Source organism: Dyella choica (assembly GCF_003977665.1).
GTDB lineage: Bacteria > Pseudomonadota > Gammaproteobacteria > Xanthomonadales > Rhodanobacteraceae > Dyella_B > Dyella_B choica.
This window is the reverse complement of sequence record NZ_RYYV01000005.1, coordinates 324680-343083: the sequence shown is the minus strand read 5'-3', so window position 1 is coordinate 343083 and position 18404 is coordinate 324680. Positions and strand designations below refer to the sequence as shown.

The following is an 18404-nucleotide window of genomic DNA, read 5'->3' as shown; positions in this document are numbered from 1 at the left end:
GGGATGCTAATCCCGGCATCGCGTATTGCATGCATGGCGATGCTGGGTTTCGCAACCTAGCCTACGACTGCCATCCCAGCCTATGAGTTGCGCAGGGCTTCGAGTGCTTTCGCCAGTCGCTTCACCGACACCGGCTCGGCCGTCTTCAGTTCCTGTGCGAACAGCGACACCCGCCACTCCTCGATCAGCCAGCGCAATTCGTCCAGTCCTTCATCGCCGGCGGCGCGGTGCTTGAGGCATTCGCGCCAATACGGCAGGACCTGCAGCAGGCGCTGCTGATCCCTGGCAGGATCCTGGCGCAGACGTTCGGCACGCAGGCGCATCGCTTTCAGATAACGCGGAAAGTGGGCAAGCCGCACCGTCGACAGCTCGCACAAGAAGCCCGGCCCAAGCAAGCCATCAATCTGCTCACGCAAATCGTCGTAGCTGGCGCGGGCGAATCCGATCAACGGCGGCTGCAGCCAGGGCTTCATGTCGGCTTGCGCCTCGATGATCGGTTCGGCCAGTTTGAGCCGGCATACTGCTGCCGCGAACAATTCGCGTGCGAAGTGCGTACGCAACAGCTCGAACGTGGTGGCGCTGCGCGCATTCAGGTCTTGCGTGGCAAGCAGATCACGGACGCCGCCTTCCACCAAGTCCTCGCGCAAGCCGTCCACGCTGCCCAGCGGCGCATATTTCAGGGAAATGGGATGGGAGATCGGCAGACGTCGACGCGCCTGCTTGATGTCAGTGACAAGTGCATTGCGCAGCAGGCGTTCCACACCCTTTACGTGTGCAGCCAGCGCTTCGTCCCGACGTTCGAACACGCGCAGCGCCACGGCCTCGCCCAGATCGACCAGTGCTGGAAATGCCAGCAAACCGCCTTCGGAGCGAACTTGTTGCGGGATTTCCTCGAAATCCCAGCTCGTCACGTCTTCGCGCGTAAGCTCAATGTCGGTCTTGCGCGAAAACGCTTCGCGTGCCGGCCCCTCCCACTGGTTGCGCAAGCCTGCCAGCTCGCGCCCTGTGGCAAGCGTTCGTCCGTTCTCATCGTGCAAGCGGAAACGCATCGCAAAATGTGGCGCAAGTTCGATCTGCACGAAATCGCCCGCCTCAACCTCCACGCCTGTCGCACGGCGCAGGAAACCAGCAAGCACCTTGGCCAGCGGTTCATCCCTCGGTGCTTCCGCCTCCACGAAGGCACGCGCGAAATCCGGCGCCGGTACGAAGTTGCGGCGCAGTGCCTTGGGCAAACCGCGGATCAACTCGGCCACCTTGTCGCCCAGCAGGCCAGGCACCAGCCATTCGCAGCGAGCGGCCGGCAATGCGTTGAGCATCGCTAGCGGCAGATGCAGCGTGACGCCGTCAGCTTCATCACCTGGCACAAAGCGATATTCCAGGCGGTAACGCTGCGGCGGCAGCTCCAGCGCGGCAGGAAACGCCCTCGGGTCCAGGCCCGCACCAGCAGCCATGACGTCATCGATCGACCAGCGCAGCGCTGCCTGCTCCGTAGGACGCGCGCTGCGATACCAGGCATCCAGCGCACGGCTGTTGGCGATCTCTTGCGCCAGCTTGCCGCGGAAAAAATCCACCAGTTCGTCTTCGTGGCGGATCAGGCCTTCGCGGCGCTGGCGTGCTTCGACACCGCGGGCGTCTTCAAGTACTCGTTGATTGGCGCGCACAAAATCCGCGCGCGCCTGGATGTCGCAACGAGCAAGTGCTTCACGCAGGAATATCTCATGGGCGAGCGCAGGATCTTGTTGCTGGAAAGTCACCGGCCGGCGCTCGACCAGTACAAGCCCGAACAAGCTCACCTGTTCGTACGCCACCACGGTCCCGCGCTTGCGCGACCAGTGAGCGTCGCGGCAGCTGCTGCGCAGGAGATGCGCGGCCTGCTGCTCGATCCACAGCGGCTCGACGCGCGCGCACATCATGCCCCATACGCGACCGCCGATATCCAGGATTTGCGCGGCAAAGATCCAGTTGGGCGGCGTCTTGGCTAGGGCGGAGCCAGGGAACACCTGGAAACGGCGCTCACGCGTGCCGCGGTAGATGCCCTTTTCGTCCTTGCTCCCGACCTGGGTGGGAAGACCGGCGAGCAGGCTGCGGTGGATGGCCTCGTATTGATGGTCGGGAAACGGGGACCGGGGATCCTTGGTCTCTCCTGTATTCCTGCTCTTGTCGCCGGGTTCGGGCCGCTCGGCATGGGACTGGGCGCTCTTGCCCGACTCTCGCTCCCTGTTCCCGGTTCCCCAGATTTCTTGCGCCACCAGCAACAGCTGGCGATGCAGCTCACGCCACTCACGCATGCGCAGGAAGCTCAGGAAGTGCCGCGAACACCAGTCGCGCAATTTCGACTGAGTCAGTTCCCCGTGCGCACTGTCGTATTCGCGCCACAGGTTAAGCACACCGATGAAATCCGACTTGGGATCGGCGAAAGCCGCATGCGCCGCATCCGCCTGCTGGCGTGCATCAGCGGGGCGCTCGCGCGGATCCTGGATGCTGAGGAAAGCCACCAGCACCAGCAACTCGCGCAGGCTGCCGAGCTTGTGTGCCTCGACCAGCATACGCGCGAGCTGCACATCGATCGGCAGGCGGGACAAGGTGCGCCCGGTGCTGGACAGCTGCCGCTGCTCGTCAATCGCGCCGATCTCGGCAAGGCGCCGGTAGCCATCCGCCACCACGCGGACGTCGGGCGCTTCGAGGAACGGAAATTCGTCCACCTCGCCCAGCTGCAGCGACAGCATGCGCAGGATCACGTTCGCGAGCGAAGAACGCAGCAATTCGGGGTCGGTATAGGCGGCGCGCGATGCGTAATCGCCTTCGTCATACAAGCGATAGCAGATGCCGGGGCCAACGCGGCCGCAACGGCCTTTACGCTGGTCGGCTGCGGCCTGCGAAATGGGCTCCACGTGCAGGCGTTCGAGCTGGCTGCGCTGGCTGTAGCGTTTTACGCGCGCACTGCCGGTGTCTACCACATAGCGTATGCGGGGCACGGTCAGCGAAGTTTCCGCCACATTGGTGGCCAGCACCACGCGCCGCTTTGGCCCGGGCTTGAACACGCGATCCTGGTCGTGCGCGGACAAGCGTGCGTACAGCGGCAGGATTTCCGTTTCACGGTATTGCCGCCGAGACAGCAACAGATGCGCATCGCGTATTTCGCGTTCGCCGGGCATGAACACCAGCACGTCGCCACGCGGGTCGTCGTGGGTGATTTCGTCCAGCACGGCGGCGATATGTTCCGCGCTGCCCTGCTGCAAATCTGCGTTGCGCTGATTGCGGCGCGCAGCGACCTCCTCCCCGGAACGCCAGCGCACCTCCACCGGATAGGTGCGCCCTTCCACCGAGACCACCGGCGCATCGCCGAAGTGCTCGGCGAAACGTGCGGTGTCGATGGTGGCGGAGGTGACGATGATCTTCAGCTCCGGCCGCTTGGTGGTCAGGCGCTTGAGGTAGCCGAGCAGGAAATCGATATTGAGGCTACGCTCGTGCGCCTCATCGATAATGAGGGTGTCGTAAGTCGACAGCCACGGATCGTTCTGCGTTTCGGCCAACAGGATGCCGTCGGTCATGAACTTGACCAGGCTCTGCTCTGAGACCTGATCCGTAAAGCGCACCTGGAAGCCGACCTTGTCACCCAGTTGCGTGCCCAGTTCTTCTGCCACGCGCCTGGCCACGGAACGCGCAGCGAGGCGGCGCGGCTGCGTGCAGCCGATCATGCCGGCTTCGCCGCGTCCCGCCGCCAGGCACAGCTTGGGCAACTGCGTGGTCTTGCCCGAACCGGTCTCGCCCGCGATCACCACCACCTGGTGGTCGCGGATCAGCTTGACGATCTCATCGGCGCGCGCAGTGATCGGCAGCGATTCGTCCAGGCGGATTTCCGGCTTGCTTTGCGCGCGCCGCTGCCTCCGCTGGGCCGATGCGGCAATGTCGGCAGCGAGGGCTTCCAGTTTCCTCGCATCCGGACGACGCGACAGACTGCGCCAGCGGCCCAGCAGCCGGCCGAAGTCGCGGCTGGAGACGGCGTCCAGCGACTTGCGCAGCGCTGGCAATCGGGTTTCCGGGGAAGCGGAAGGAGTATCGGGCTTCGGATCGCTCATGGAGCCGCATATGATAGCCCGTATCTATCGGCGGCATCCGCATTATTCATTTCCCCGTCTGTGCACGGCTGGCTAAGCTCGACTCCAGATTCGACAGATCAAAGGAGCGCATGATGGATACCAGCATCGGCATTGCCCGGCAGGATCGGGACACCATTGCCAGGCAGCTTTCCAAGCTGCTGGCCGACACCTATTCGCTGTACCTGAAAAGCCACAGCTTCCACTGGAACGTGACCGGCCCCCACTTCAACAGCCTGCACACCATGTTCGAGACCCAGTACAACGAATTGTGGCTGGCCGCGGACGAAGTGGCCGAGCGCATCCGCGTGCTGGATGTGTTCGCGCCGGGCTCCTACAGCCAGTTCGGCAAGCTCACTACGATCCAGGAAGAACCCGGCGTACCGGACTGGAAAGACATGGTGAACCAGCTGGTGGCGGGCCATGAGATTGCCGCCGTGACGGCGCGCGAAGTGATCAAGGCGGCCGAGGCGGCGGGCGACGAAGGCAGCGTGGACATGGCCACCGGCCGCCTGAAGGCGCATGAGAAGACCGCATGGATGTTGCGGTCGTTGTTGAAGTGATGGCATTCGGGGCAGCCCCACCATCGGGTACTGTATAGATGCCGATGCTGGGGTCAGCGCCCCAGCCCGCGTATCGGCGCGAAGGCACCCCCTGACCTTCGGCTGACCACCCCAACCGCAATTTATTGAGCCACCCGCCGTGAATTGGTTAAGCTCCGTGAGTTTCGTATACCTCGAGAGAGGTGAACCGCGGGGATTTTCTTGAGCGCCAGACCCACTCCAACCAAAGCCGGCCCATCCTCAATCATCGCCGCCATCCTGCTGGCACTCATGGTTGCGGCGTTGAACATCGGCCTGTGGTGGTGGGGCAACCGCCCGCATGGTCCGGAAGACTGGCACGGGCAGATCAGCGGCTTTTCCGTATCATTGTTCCAGCGCTACCAGAACCCGTTCAACCAGAGCTTTCCCAGCGATGATGAGATCGCTGGCGACCTGAAGCTGCTGCATCAGTACACGGGTCGCATCCGTACCTATTCCACGGTAGTGAATCCGCAGGCGTTCCGCTTGGCCCAGAAAGAGGGGCTGAAGATGATGGCCGGCGCGGAGATCGACACCCGGTTGGAGCACAACGAGAAGGAACTGGACGCGCTAACCGCCCTGTCGCGGCGCTATCCGGACACCATCGAGCGCGTGGTGATCGGCAACGAAGTGCTGTTCCGCAACGATCTGCCCGTCGACAAGATGATCACGTACCTCGACCGGGCACGCGCACACATTCACCAGCCGGTGTCGATCGCCGAGCCGGACTACATCTGGCTGAAGTACCCGGAACTGGCCGATCACGTGGATTACATCACCATCCACCTGTTCCCGTTCTGGAACGGCGTTGCCGTTTCTCCCCAGCGGGTCCGGGGCGAAGACCAGGGCGCCGTCAGGCAGGCCGAAGACGCCTACCTGGCAATCAAGCAACGATTCCCCAACAAGCTTGTGGTCGTGGGCGAAATAGGCTGGCCCTCCAATGGTGACCACCGCGAGCACGCCTATCCGTCCATTTCCGACGAAGCCATCTTCGATCGCCAGTGGCTGATCTGGGCCAAGCGCCACAACGTCGACTACTATCTCTTCGAAGCCTTCGACCAACCGTGGAAGGAAGGCCTGGGCGAAGGCCGCACCGGCGCCTACTGGGGCGTGTTCAATGCGGATCGCCAGCTGAAATTCCCCTTCACCGGCCCGGTGACGGAAGATACCGGCTGGCCGTGGAAAGCGCTGGCTGCGAGCCTGCTGGCGCTGCTTCCGATGGTCTGGTTCGGCATCCGCTTCAGCCGCTTCAAGCTGATGGGCCGGCTGTTCTTCGACATGCTGATCCAGCTTGCCTGCGGCCTGATCGTGTGGTCGGTGACGCTGCCGTTCAATTTCTACCTGAGCTGGGTGGACTGGAGCATGCTGGTGCTGCTGTTCCCCGCGCAGGTGGCGATCCTCGCGATCCTGCTGATCAACGGCTTCGAGTTCACGGAGGTGTTGTGGCGGCGTCGATGGATTCGCCACGCCGAGCTGCTGCCGCCGGACAGCCAGGAAAAGCAGCCCTTCGTCTCCATCCATCTGGCTTGCTACAACGAGCCGCCGGAGATGGTCATCGTCACGCTCGATTCGCTCGCCGCGCTTGAGTATGAAAACTTCGAAGTGCTGGTGATCGACAACAACACCAAGGACCCGGCGATCTGGAAGCCGGTGCAGGAATACTGCGAGAAGCTGGGATCGAAATTCCGCTTCTTCCACCTGGAGCCGTGGCCCGGCTTCAAGGCCGGTGCGCTGAACTTCGGCCTGAAGGAAACCAGCCCGAAGGCCGACGTGGTGGCGGTGATCGATGCCGACTATGTGGTGCGCAAGGACTGGCTCAGCACGCTCACCGGCTATTTCCACGATCCGAAAGTGGCGGTGGTGCAATGCCCGCAAGCCCATCGCGACTTCGAGCACAATCGCTTCCGCCGCATGACCGCGTGGGAATACGACGGTTTCTTCCGCATCGGCATGCATCACCGCAACGAGCGCAACGCGATCATCCAGCACGGCACCATGACCATGGTGCGCCGCTCGGCGCTGGAAGGCACCGGCGGCTGGTCGGAATGGACCATCTGCGAAGACGCCGAACTCGGCCTGCGCTTGATGCATGCCGGCTACGACCTGGTCTATGTTGACGAACTGATGGGCAAGGGCCTCACGCCTGCCGACTTCAAGGCCTACAAGAGCCAGCGCTACCGCTGGGCCTTCGGCGCGATGCAGATCCTGAAAGGCCGCTGGAGCTGGATGACCAGGAAAGGCCCGCTCTCCAGCGGCCAGCGCTTCCACTTCCTCACCGGCTGGTTCAGCTGGTTTGCCGACGCGCTGCACCTGCTCTTTACGCTGATGGCGATCTTCTGGACCGCAGGCATGGTGGGCCTGCCGCAATTCTTCAGCCTGCCGATGCAGCTGTTCCTGATTCCGGTGATCGGCTTCTTCTTTGCCAAGGCGATCTTCGGCGTGGTGCTGTACCGTGTGCGCGTGCCTTGCAGTTGGTACGACACCATCATGGCCTCGCTGGCCAGCATGAGCTTGAGCCACGCCATCGCGCGCGGCATCCTGCATGGCCTTACGCGCAAGAAGACCTCGTTCGTGGTCACCGCCAAGAGCCGCCGCCTCGGTGGCAGCAACTTCGCCGCCTTCACGCCAGTACGCGAGGAAATGCTGATGTTCATCGCGCTCCTGCTGTGCGTCATTGGCATGGCTAAGAGCACCGCGGCGCACTTCACGGAGGGCCAGCTGTGGATATTCATCCTGGCCGCGCAGTCGATTCCGTATTTTTCGGCGTTGGTGGGCGCATGGATTGCACACCGTTCAGGCGATAAGGCCGGCTAATGGGTAGGCTGGGATGGGCATCCCAGCTTTACTCGGCTTCACGATGCTGGGATTACCATCCCAGCCTACGCTTCTGCACTTGCGATGCCCAGCCGAGGATGGAACCCTGACGGATGCGCCGGATCCGCCGCTACCTGAGCCTGCTCCCGCTGCTGATGGTTCCCGCTCTGAGCCATGCCGGGGTGCAGCTCGTCGTGGATGGCGTGGATGATCCGCTCAAGGCTGCCGTCGTCGCAGGCGTAGGTCTTTCGCAATATGCCGCACGCGAAGTGAGCGAAGCACAGGTGCACCGTCTCTACGACCGTGCCGACGCGGAAGTCGGCAACGCGCTACGGCCGTACGGCTACTACGATGCGCACGTCACCGGCAAAATCGGACAGTCCGGCAAGGACTGGCGCGTTACCCTGCACATCGCCCCCGGCCAACCGGTGAAGGTTACGTCCATCGATCTTCGGCTAGATCCCGCCGCCGCCGCACTGCGCCCCATCCGCGCCGCGCGCCGCGGCATTGAAAAACTCAAGGATCAACGCCTGGATGACGCTGCCTACGACTCCGCTCGCGATGCCTTGAACAACGCCCTGGCCGCCAACGGCTATCTTGATGCGAAGCTCACTGTGCGCCGCGTCGAGGTGAATCGGGGCGAGCACAGCGCGGCCATCCATCTGGCCTGGGATGTGGGCCGCCGTTACCGCTACGGCGCGGTGCGCTTCGAAGGCTCGCAGTTCCAGCCAGACTTCCTGCAGCGCTATGTTCCCTTCAAGCCCGGCGACTACTTCGACCAGAACCAATTGCTCGGCCTGCAGCAGGCCTTGAATAACGCCGACTATTTCTCGGTGGTCAACGTAATGCCCGAAATCCCCACCGCCCAGGACGGTGTGGTCGACGTCAAGGTGCAGTTGGCGCCCGCCAAGCGCAGGATCTACACCAGCGGCCTGTTCGTGGGTACCGATACCGGTATCGGCATACGCGGCGGCTTGGAATACCGCTGGGTGAACAGCTACGGCCATAAGTGGAAGAACGACATCGTGCTGGCGCAGAGGCTGAAAACACTCTCCAGCCAATACACCATTCCGTTGCCCGGCGACAATCAGCGTAGCGTCAATTTCGGCGTAAATTTCCGCGATGCGAATACCGTGACCTCGCAGTCGCGCACGCTTGAGCTGGTCGCCAACGAAAGCGAGCTGTGGCACGAATGGGTGCGCACCGTGGGCGTGCATGCGCTGACGGGCACGTTCGACGTCGGCAAGCGTTCGGATGAACCGGAAAGCACGCCGGGCGTGGAGCATGGTCGCAGCACTCTGATTTACGCGGAAGGCTCGTTGAGCCGGAAGGTGGCGGACAACCTCGACTTCGTGCACCGCGGCTGGTCGCTGAATTTGGACATGCGCAGCACGGCTGGAGACCTGTTTTCCACCGCACGCTTCAGCGAGCTGACCGCCAGCGGAAAATGGATACGCGGATTCTGGCGCAGCAATCGCCTGATCCTGCGCGGAGACCTTGGGCACGTATGGACCAACCATTTCGAGGCCCTGCCGCCGCAGTTGCGCTTCTTCGCCGGCGGCGATCAATCGATTCGCGGCTACACGTATCAGGCCATCGGCCCCAAGAACAGCTACGGCCGAGTGATCGGCGGCGACAACCTGGTGATCGGCAGCGCCACCCTGGAGCACTACTTCACACCGCGCTGGGGCATCGCCAGTTTCGTCGATGCCGGCAATGCCTTCAGCGGTACCCGCGTACATCCCAAAATCGGCACCGGTATCGGCGTACGCTGGCGTTCACCCGTCGGCATGATTCGCGTGGACGTCGGCACGCCCATCAACGATGCCCAACGCCACGGCGTGGAATTGCACCTCGTGATCGGACCGGATCTGTGAGGCGAATGGCATGAATGCAGCACAAGCCGCACCTCGTCTTCGCCGCCGCTGGCTGCGCATTACGGGCATTGTGCTGGTCTCGGTCGTGGTTCTTGCATCGAGCGGCCTGGGCTGGCTGCTATGCACCGGTTCCGGTTTGCGCTTCGCATTGTCGCGAGCACAGAGCTTTACTCACGGTGCGCTGCAGGCGCAGCAGGCAGAAGGCCGCCTGATCGGCCCCATCGATATCTCGCGGCTGAGCTACGACGATGGCAAGGGCACTGACGTTCTCATCACAGGCACGCATCTGGATTGGAATATCAACACCCTGCTCTACCGGCATGTGCATGTGCTTGACCTCCGTGTGGAGCGCGTGGATGTTGCATTGCCCGCCGCGCAGGAAAACACTTCGTCATCCGGCCCGTTCTCACTGAAACCGCCCATCGCGCTGACGCTGGATCGCATGCACGTCGGCCCGGTGACGATCAAGCGGGATGGCAAGCCCTTGTTTGCTGCCGACCAGCTTGATCTTTCCGGCAGCTGGACCAACGGCGGTATCGAGGTAGGCAAGCTGGCCCTGCGTGCGCCCGCAGGACACGTCGACCTTGTCGGACAGCTCGGCACCGGCCGCCGCTATCGCGGCAAGGGCCATGCGGATGTCGTATGGAAAATTGGCGAGAACGAATACGTCGGCACGTTGGACGCGCAAGGCGATGGCCGCCATGCGCGATCCCGGCTCAGCCTGACCCGGCCCATGAAGGCGCACTGGCAGCTCGAACTGGATCAGAACAGGAACAACGCCTGGACCAGCAAACTCGAAGTACCGCCCTTCGATCCCAGGCCCCTGCTCGGCAGCACTTCGATCGCGCGCATGGGCGCAGACCTGCAAGGGAGTGGCGACCAGCAAGGCGGCACGCTTAGCGGCCAGCTCGATCTCAACGCCTATCGCGTGCTGCTGCTGCCCATGCGGGCCATCCTCGACCAGGATTTCAAACAACTGACTTTGCAGCAGCTGCAAATCGCTTCGCCGCAGATCAAAGGCATAGTCCACGCCGCTGGTACCGTCCAGCTCAACGTGCATCCGCTGAGTGCGGATCTGGCCATCGACTGGAGGGGCGTGGAATTGCCGGCTGACTTGATCGGCCAGGCGCTCGACAGTGAAGGGCGTCTCGCGGCAAAAGGCAGCGCCGACGCGTATCACGCCGAGGGCAACGTGACGATCGGTCCGTCTGGCAAGCTAGCCAAGCTCGCGCTCAATCTGGAGGGAACGCCGCGGTACATCCGGTTGCAGACGTTGAGCCTCCTACAGCCACAAGGCAGCCTTACCGCTCAGGGCAAGATCACCTTGCAACCTGATCTTGCCTGGCAGCTTGAGGCGCATGCCAGCAAGTTCGATCCCGGCCAACTTTTTGCCGGTTGGCAAGGTTCGCTGGATACCGATCTCACCACGCAAGGCAAACTCCCGCAGAACGGACCTGAAGCGACGCTCGACTTGCGCAAACTGCAAGGACAATTGCGTCAACGCCAGCTGCGTGGCGCCGGTCATCTGCACTTGTCGGCGAACCAGGTGGTGGATGGCACGCTTGACCTCGCATCCGGCAGCAGCAGCGTGAAAGTGCAGGCGCGAGCGGGGCAGCGCAATGATGCCAGTGTGACGCTCACCATCGCTTCCTTGAACGACTGGTTGCCGCAAGCATCCGGCGCGCTCAATGGCCAATTCCTTGTGCGCGGCAAGTATCCCGAATTGGCAGTTGGCGGCACATTGCAGGGCCAAGCGCTGACCTGGGACAAACAGCGTGTGCAGCAGTTTCAACTGCAGGCCGACCTGCCCGACATTACCAGCATTGGCGGCAAGCTGCAGTTGAATGCGGTCGGCGCCGAACTGGCCGGCCTGGCGTTCAAGCAGATCCATTTGAGTGGCCAAGGTACCTCGACCCAACATCAGCTCATGCTCGATGCGCAAGGCGGCCAGCTTTCCACCTCGTTTGCGCTCAACGGCGCGGTCAAAGGCGGAAACTGGAACGGCACGCTCTCCTCGCTCACACTGGACGTGCAAGCCTTGCCGCGCTGGCGATTGCAACAGGCGACGAAGCTGGCCTGGAACCATGGCGCCGCGAGCCTTGGCGAGCTGTGCCTTAGCGCTGGAGAACCTTTGCTTTGCGCCAGCGGCGACATGGACAAGGCCGGCAACATCGATGCCGGTTATCGCCTGCACGCAGTACCGGTGGCCCTGATTGCCAGCGCCACCGGTCGCACCGAAATGCCGATCAGCGCCGATGGCACGCTGGAGGGAAGCGGCAGGATCAGGCGCACGGCAACAGGGGTGCTGACCGGCAATGCATCCATCACTTCTTCGCAGGGCCGCATCACGTACAACGAGCATCCTGATCAGCCGCTGCTGTCGTACGAGGATCTCGCGCTGAGCGCCACGCTCGCCCCGGGCAACCAACTGGCGACTGTGCACGCTGCGATCAATGGCAACGGCCGCCTGGACGGCCAGGTTGCGATTACCGGTACACAGCAAGCGCTCGGCGGCCAAGTCAGCCTGCATCTGGGCGATCTCGCCTTCATCAGCTTGTTCTCAGACGACCTTGCCAACGTGAAAGGCCGCATCGACGGCGATTTCAAGCTCGGCGGAACGCTCACTGCACCTGCCGTCACCGGCCAGGCCGGCATTGACGGTTTTGCCGCCGAAGTGCCCGACGCAGGCCTGAAACTTACCGGCGGTCGCCTCGCTGCCAGCACGACTGATGCGCGAGTGCTGAACATCGACGGCAGCGTGCAATCCGGCAAGGGCACGCTTGCCATCAGTGGGACGTCAGGACTGGATGCGCAAACGCCCACTGCCATCACGTTGAAGGGCAGTGATGTCACCGTCATCGATATTCCTGCGGCCAAAGTTGCGCTTACACCGGATCTCATGGTGCGTCATGATGCGCAGGGCATTCAGGCTACCGGTTCCGTACGGCTGGACAGTGCCGACGTGAATCTCGACAAGCTGCCGGGTGGCGGCGTCAACAAGGCATCGCCTGACGTAGTCGTGTTAGATGAGCCTCAATCCGCTGCCAGCAGTGGATCGACTTTGATCAACGCGTCGATCAAAGTCGATCTCGGCCAGCATGCGCATCTGGCCGGCATGGGCCTGGACGGCCGACTTGGCGGCGTGATCACCGTGGACGAACACCCCGGTCGGCCTACCACCGGACAAGGTCAAGTGACCGTCAGCGGCACGTACCAAGCCTACGGGCAAAACCTTGTGATCCAGCAAGGCCAACTGCTGTTCGCCAGCACGCCGATCGACAACCCCGGCCTCAACCTCAAGGCCATCCGCAACCTGCAGCCCAATGCCACCATCAACGAAGGCCAGCAGGTGGGGCTGCAGATCACCGGCACCGCGAAGCGGCCTGTTCTTACCGTGTTCTCCAATCCGCTGATGGATCAATCCGATGCGCTCTCCTATCTGGTTACCGGCAAGCCCATTTCGCAAGTGAGCAGCGGCGGCGAAAGCAGCATGGTGAGCAAGGCCGCGCAGGCGCTCGGCTCAGCCACCGGCAACCTGCTTGCCAAGAGCATCGGCAGCAAGCTTGGAATCGAAGATATCGGTGTAAGCAGCAGCGAAGCGTTGAATGGCAGCTCCGCCTTCACCGTCGGCAAATACCTTTCGCCACGGCTTTATCTCAGTTATGGCATCGGCTTGTTCGAACCCGGCCAGGTGATCACACTGCGCTATCGCCTGAGCCGGCGCTGGAATTTCGAAGCGCAAAACGCCACCGATTTCAATCGTGCGAGCCTTAACTATCGGATCGAGAAATAATGACCCTTTATATTGGGTCTGCACGCTAGGAGGCTCCGCAATATGTAAGTTGGGGGCGTAGGCTGGGTTGCGAAACCCGGCATCGCCGCCTTCAATGGGCACTGGCCGCAGGCTCTGCGGTCGGGACCCGCGCCGTGCGCAACAACAACGCTCCGAGCAATGCGCCTAGCGCCGCAAAGCAAGCTCCAACCAGGAATGCCCACTGATAGCCACCGGTGAGTGCAAACGCCTGTCCATTGCCGATTGCCGCCAAGGTTTGCGTGCGCCAGGATGCAAGACTGGCCAGTGCGGCAAGGCCCAATGATCCACCCATCATGAAGGCGGTGTTGACCACCCCCGAAGCGAGTCCCGATTCCGATGGCCCCACCTCGCTCATCGCCGCCAACAGCACGGGATTGAAGGCCACGCCTGCGCCGATGCCGAGCAAAACCATACTGGGCAGAATGTCACTCACAAAGTGCCCGTTCGCCGGTGCATGCGCGAACAGCAGCAAGCCACACGCAGCGAAAGCGAGGCCCAGCGCGAGGGGACGACGAATGCCGAAACGCATCACCAGCTTGGCGGAAAGGCCCAGCGAGAACATCGCCATGATCAGATTCGCAGGCAGAAAGGCCAGGCCCACTTCCAGCGGACCGTAGCCAAGCACGAGCTGCATATACAGCGCCGACAGGAAGAACCACGCAAACATTGCCGCCGCCCACAGCACGGCGACGACATTGGAAACCACCAGATTACGCAGCCGGAACAGACGCAATGGCATCAACGGTGCCTGCACGCGCGCTTCCAGCCAGAAGAAGACCGCCAGCAGGATCGTGGCGATGCCAAGCTGTCCCAATGTGCGCGATGACAGCCAGCCTGCTTCGTTGCCGTTGACGATGGCATACACGGCCAGCATCAGCGCCACCGTCACGGTCACTGCACCCCACACATCCAGATGCCGCGAACTGGCCGTACCTGCCGCCGCGGGCAGCAGACGCAGCGAGGCCACGATCACGCCAATGCCGATCGGCAGGTTCACCAGGAATACCCAATGCCAGCTCAGGCTGCTAGTCAGCACGCCTCCCAACATGGCGCCGAGGCTGCCGCCTCCCGCGCATACGAAGCCGTAGACGCCCATCGCTTTTGCACGATCCTGCGCGTCGGTGAACAGGTCCATGATCAGCGAGAGCGCCACAGCTGTGACCACCGCGCCACCAAGCCCCTGCACTGCCCGTGCTACGACCAGCGCCATCTGGGTAGTGGAAAGCCCGCAGGCGAGCGAAGCAAGCGTAAAGGCCGCGATGCCGATCAGGAACAAGCGGCGGTGTCCGTACAGATCGCCCAGGCGACCGCCCAGCAAGAGAAAGCCGCCATAGGTCAACAGGTACGCATTCACCACCCAGGCCAACTCGGTGTCACCGAACTTCAGATCCATCTTGATGGAAGGCAAGGCCACATTAACGATCGTGGTATCCAGCACGATCATCAACACGCCCAGGCACAGCACGATCAACGCCAGCCAGCGGCGCTCAGGGTGCATGGCGACGTGAGGGGCATGTCCGGCGTGGCTCATCAGTAGGTCCTTGTGAGGGAGACGTAAGAGTTTGCACTTTTACGCGACGAATGAAAAAGGATGGAATCGACTGCTTCCCCGTCTTACCCGATCGCACAAGCCTCCGTTTGCCCAGCGGCCGCGAACGGCGAAACCGCGACCTGTGCATGCTGCGCTGCGGTTTGACACCCCTAATTTAGATCGATCAAATCCGGCTCTTGGCACGCTCCGCACATCCGCAAGCACTTTCCACAGGGGTCCTCGATGCCAGCTTTCACCACCCGCCCATATCGGCAGAAACTGCTTTTGCTCGCACTCGCCTGCGGCACTACCGTCGCCAGCGCAGATGGCAACGGTACGTTCTACACTTCGTTCGAAACAGGCGAAGCCGCGCCGATAGCGAGCCAGGCTAATGCGACCTTCTCTGTCCGGATCGAAGATGGTCCCGCCCCGGATGACGCCTACAGCACCCGTCCAGGCGTGGGGTTCACGGGCCTTCATTCGCTTGCATTTCACGGGCACACCGGCGGCAAGCAGGAAGCTGCACTATTTGATTTGGACCTGGCGATACAGGCAAATACGCAGCTTACCTATCTGCTGTTCCCGCGCATCGCGGCGAACGATCTCGCCGACCCTTCCACCTATGTGGCCATCGACCTGGTGTTCGATGATGGCTCGCGCCTTTCAGCGAGCCAAGCGCAAGATCAGCACCGCATCCCCGCCAACGCGCACGCCCTGGGTGCTAGCCGTACCGTGTATGTGAATCAATGGAACAGGCTGAGCATCGATGTAGGCCGGGTTGCGGCCGGACGCCATATACGTCGCATCGTGCTGACACATGATGGCCCTGCCGGGGACATCGAAGGCTTCCTCGATGATCTGCACCTCGGGCCGGCCCCTGACGACAACGCGGACAAGCGCCCTAGTGACTACGTAAACATTTTGCGCGGCACGAATTCCGGCCATACGTTCTCGCGCGGTAACAATATTCCCGCCGTCACCCTGCCGCACGGCTTCAACTTCTGGACGCCGGTGACCGATGCCGGTTCGGATTGGATGTACCAATACCAGCAGCTCAACGATGCGAACAACCGCCCGCGCATCGAAGCATTCTCGCTCTCGCACGAGCCTAGCCCTTGGATGGGCGATCGCCAAACCTTGCAGATGATGCCTGCAGCGGTTGCCAGCGGCGCGCCGGATGCGAATCGTCAAGCGCGCGCCTTGAGCTTCAGCCATGACCATGAGATCGCCCACGCGCACTACTACAAGGTAACGTTCGACAACGGCATCGTCGGCGAAATGACGCCCAGCGATCACGCCGCCATGCTTCGTTTCAGCTTCCCCGGCAAGCGTGGACAACTCGTGTTCGACAACCGCACGGATGAAGGAGCCATCACGCTCGACTCCTTGCATCGCAGCTTCAGCGGCTACTCCGACGTGAAGAGCGTGCTATCCACCGGCGCCACGCGCCTGTTCTTCTATGCCACGGTCGACCAGCCGATCGCCGAAAGCGGACGGCTGTCTGGCGAAGGCCGCGATCACGTCACGGCATGGCTCGGCTTCGACACGTCCAGGGCCAAAGCGGTAAACGTGCGTATCGCAACCTCCCTGATCAGCCTTGAACAGGCCAAGCACAACCTTGAGCTGGAAATCGCGCCAAAGGAGAGCTTCGATGAACTGCGCGAACATGCCCAGGCCATCTGGGACAAGCAACTGGACATCGTGAAAGTACAAGGCGCCACTCACGACGAACTGGCGACGCTGTATTCCAATCTGTATCGCCTGCAGATGTATCCCAATTCGGCCTACGAGAACGCCGGCACCGCTAACCATCCAGTCTATCGCTACGCCAGCCCCTTCTCGCCCACCGTAGGCAAGAACACGCCCACGCAGACCGGCGCACGCATCGTTGATGGTAAGGTATTCGTCAACAACGGCTTCTGGGATACCTATCGCACCGCGTGGCCTGCCTATGCGCTACTGATGCCGCAACAGGCCGGCACGATGATCGACGGCTTCGTGCAGGAATACCGCGACGGCGGCTGGATCGCCCGCTGGTCTTCGCCCGGTTATGCCGATCTGATGGTGGGCACGAGCGCCGATGTCGCTTTTGCCGATGCATGGCTGAAAGGCGTACGCAACTTCGACGTGCAGTCGTTCTATCAGGCTGCGCTGAAGGACGCCACGGTAGCAAGCCCGCTAGCCGGAACTGGGCGAAAGGGTATACAGCGCTCGATCTTCAACGGCTATACGGACTACGCGGTCAAGGAAGGTCTGTCCTGGTCGATGGACGGCTACATCAACGATTTCGCTATCGGCAATCTTGCCGCGGCATTGGCTGCTGGCCAAACTGCGCAAGATCCCTATCAGGTGCACTACGTCGAAGACGCTGCGTACTTCCACGACCGTGCCCTGGGCTACGCCAATTTGTTCGATCCCAATCTCGGCTTTTTCGTCGGCCGCAGTGCGCAAGGCGACTGGCGCTATACGAAGCAGAATTTCGACCCCATGCGCTGGGGCGATGACTACACCGAGACCGATGCCTGGAACATGGCATTCCATGCCCCGCAGGATGGTAACGGACTTGCCGCGCTGTACGGCGGCCGCGCCCAGCTCGCCGCAAAGCTGGACCAGTTCTTTGCCACTGCGGGCATCTATCACGTCGGCAGTTACGGCGAGCCCATTCATGAGATGCGCGAAGCGCAGGCAGTGCGCATGGGCCAATACGGCCATAGCAACCAGCCTTCGCACCACATCATCTACATGTACGACTACACCGGCCAGCCATGGAAAACGCAGGACAAGGTACGCGACGTGCTCTCGCGCCTGTACCTGGGCAGCGAGATCGGCCAGGGCTATGTCGGCGATGAGGACAACGGCGAGATGTCCGGCTGGTGGCTGTTCAGCGCCGCCGGCTTCTATCCGCTGCGGATGGGCACGCCCGAATATGTGATCGGTGCGCCGTATTTCCCGCACATGGACATCACGCTGGAGAACGGCAGGCACATCCTCATCAACGCACCCGATGTCAGCGATAACAATCGCTATATACAGGGCCTGCGCGTGAACGGGCAACCATGGAACAAACTCACCTTGCCGCACGAGCTTCTTGCGCAGGGCGCCACGCTGGATTTCGTGATGGGACCGAAACCCTCCACCTGGAGCAGCGACGAACGGGATTTACCGTCATCGCTTACGACCTCCGGCAAGCCCACGCCGATGCGCGATCTCGTCGGCCCAGGGCAAGGCGATCCCGGCAGCGAACCGGCCATGCCCGATCTTGGCAAGCTGTTCGATCACAGCAGCGATACCCAAGCGCAGTTGCCTGGTGAGCGGCCCATCGTGAGCTGGCATTTTCCGCAGCCGCACTTGGTGGCGATGTATACGCTGACTTCGGCAAAGCAAGCGCCGGCGCCGTCGGACTGGACGCTGGAGGCCTCCGATGATGGCCAGCACTGGATGGCGCTGGACAGGCGACAAGGAGAGCGCTTCCCGTGGCCGCAACAGACGCGGGTGTTCGGCATTCATCAATCCGGCGCGCATGCCTATTACCGCATGCGCTTCGATGGCAAGGCGTCCATGGCCCTGGCGGAGATCGCCTTGCTGGGACGCTGAAGCAAGAAAGCTGGGATTTCATCCCAGCCTACGTGACCGATTCGCTGGTGGGCGACGCACAAAAAGGAGGAATGGGGAATGGGGCATGGTGGCGAG

General features: G+C 62.2%; 7 protein-coding genes. 5 read left to right on the top strand and 2 right to left on the bottom strand.

Annotation, left to right across the window (positions count from 1 at the left end; genetic code table 11):
• Positions 1-80: 80 nt before the first annotated feature.
• Positions 81-4079, bottom strand: coding sequence for an ATP-dependent RNA helicase HrpA (gene hrpA / locus EKH80_RS09105; protein WP_126684410.1), 3999 nt, complete (start codon positions 4077-4079; stop codon positions 81-83).
• Between the two features lie 113 nt (positions 4080-4192).
• Here hrpA and EKH80_RS09100 point away from each other — a divergent pair, with 113 nt between their 5' ends.
• The 4 genes from EKH80_RS09100 to EKH80_RS09085 all read left to right on the top strand — a co-directional run bounded on the left by EKH80_RS09100 (position 4193) and on the right by EKH80_RS09085 (position 13162).
• The gene (locus tag EKH80_RS09100; protein ID WP_126684409.1) at positions 4193-4660 is read left to right on the top strand and encodes a Dps family protein; all 468 of its coding nucleotides are present in this window, start codon (positions 4193-4195) and stop codon (positions 4658-4660) included.
• 270 nt (positions 4661-4930) lie between these two features.
• On the top strand, positions 4931-7492 hold the full coding sequence (locus tag EKH80_RS09095; RefSeq protein ID WP_126684466.1) for a glycosyltransferase family 2 protein: 2562 nt from the start codon (positions 4931-4933) through the stop codon (positions 7490-7492).
• A 113-nt stretch (positions 7493-7605) separates the two neighbouring features.
• Positions 7606-9369 (top strand): autotransporter assembly complex protein TamA, encoded by a 1764-nt coding sequence (locus EKH80_RS09090; protein WP_126684408.1) that lies wholly within the window; start codon positions 7606-7608, stop codon positions 9367-9369.
• A 10-nt stretch (positions 9370-9379) separates the two neighbouring features.
• Entirely contained in the window at positions 9380-13162 is a 3783-nt protein-coding gene (locus EKH80_RS09085) for a translocation/assembly module TamB domain-containing protein (protein WP_126684407.1), read from the top strand.
• Positions 13163-13253: 91 nt separating this feature from the next.
• On the opposite strand, the gene EKH80_RS09080 is transcribed toward EKH80_RS09085, so the two are convergent.
• Positions 13254-14714, bottom strand: a complete 1461-nt coding sequence (locus EKH80_RS09080; RefSeq protein ID WP_230473536.1) for a DHA2 family efflux MFS transporter permease subunit — start codon at positions 14712-14714, stop codon at positions 13254-13256.
• 243 nt (positions 14715-14957) lie between these two features.
• On the opposite strand from EKH80_RS09080, the gene EKH80_RS09075 reads away from it, so the two are divergent.
• Positions 14958-18308: a GH92 family glycosyl hydrolase gene (locus EKH80_RS09075; protein ID WP_126684406.1), complete on the top strand. Its 3351-nt coding sequence runs from the start codon at positions 14958-14960 to the stop codon at positions 18306-18308.
• Positions 18309-18404: the final 96 nt, after the last annotated feature.

Bases quoted from the DNA above. Each gene is read 5' to 3' on its own strand.
- hrpA (WP_126684410.1), bottom strand. From the start codon at position 4,079: ATGAGCGATCCGAAGCCCGATACTCCTTCCGCTTCCCCGGAAACCCGA.
- EKH80_RS09100 (WP_126684409.1), top strand. From the start codon at position 4,193: ATGGATACCAGCATCGGCATTGCCCGGCAGGATCGGGACACCATTGCC.
- EKH80_RS09095 (WP_126684466.1), top strand. From the start codon at position 4,931: ATGGTTGCGGCGTTGAACATCGGCCTGTGGTGGTGGGGCAACCGCCCG.
- EKH80_RS09090 (WP_126684408.1), top strand. From the start codon at position 7,606: ATGCGCCGGATCCGCCGCTACCTGAGCCTGCTCCCGCTGCTGATGGTT.
- EKH80_RS09085 (WP_126684407.1), top strand. From the start codon at position 9,380: ATGAATGCAGCACAAGCCGCACCTCGTCTTCGCCGCCGCTGGCTGCGC.
- EKH80_RS09080 (WP_230473536.1), bottom strand. From the start codon at position 14,714: ATGAGCCACGCCGGACATGCCCCTCACGTCGCCATGCACCCTGAGCGC.
- EKH80_RS09075 (WP_126684406.1), top strand. From the start codon at position 14,958: ATGCCAGCTTTCACCACCCGCCCATATCGGCAGAAACTGCTTTTGCTC.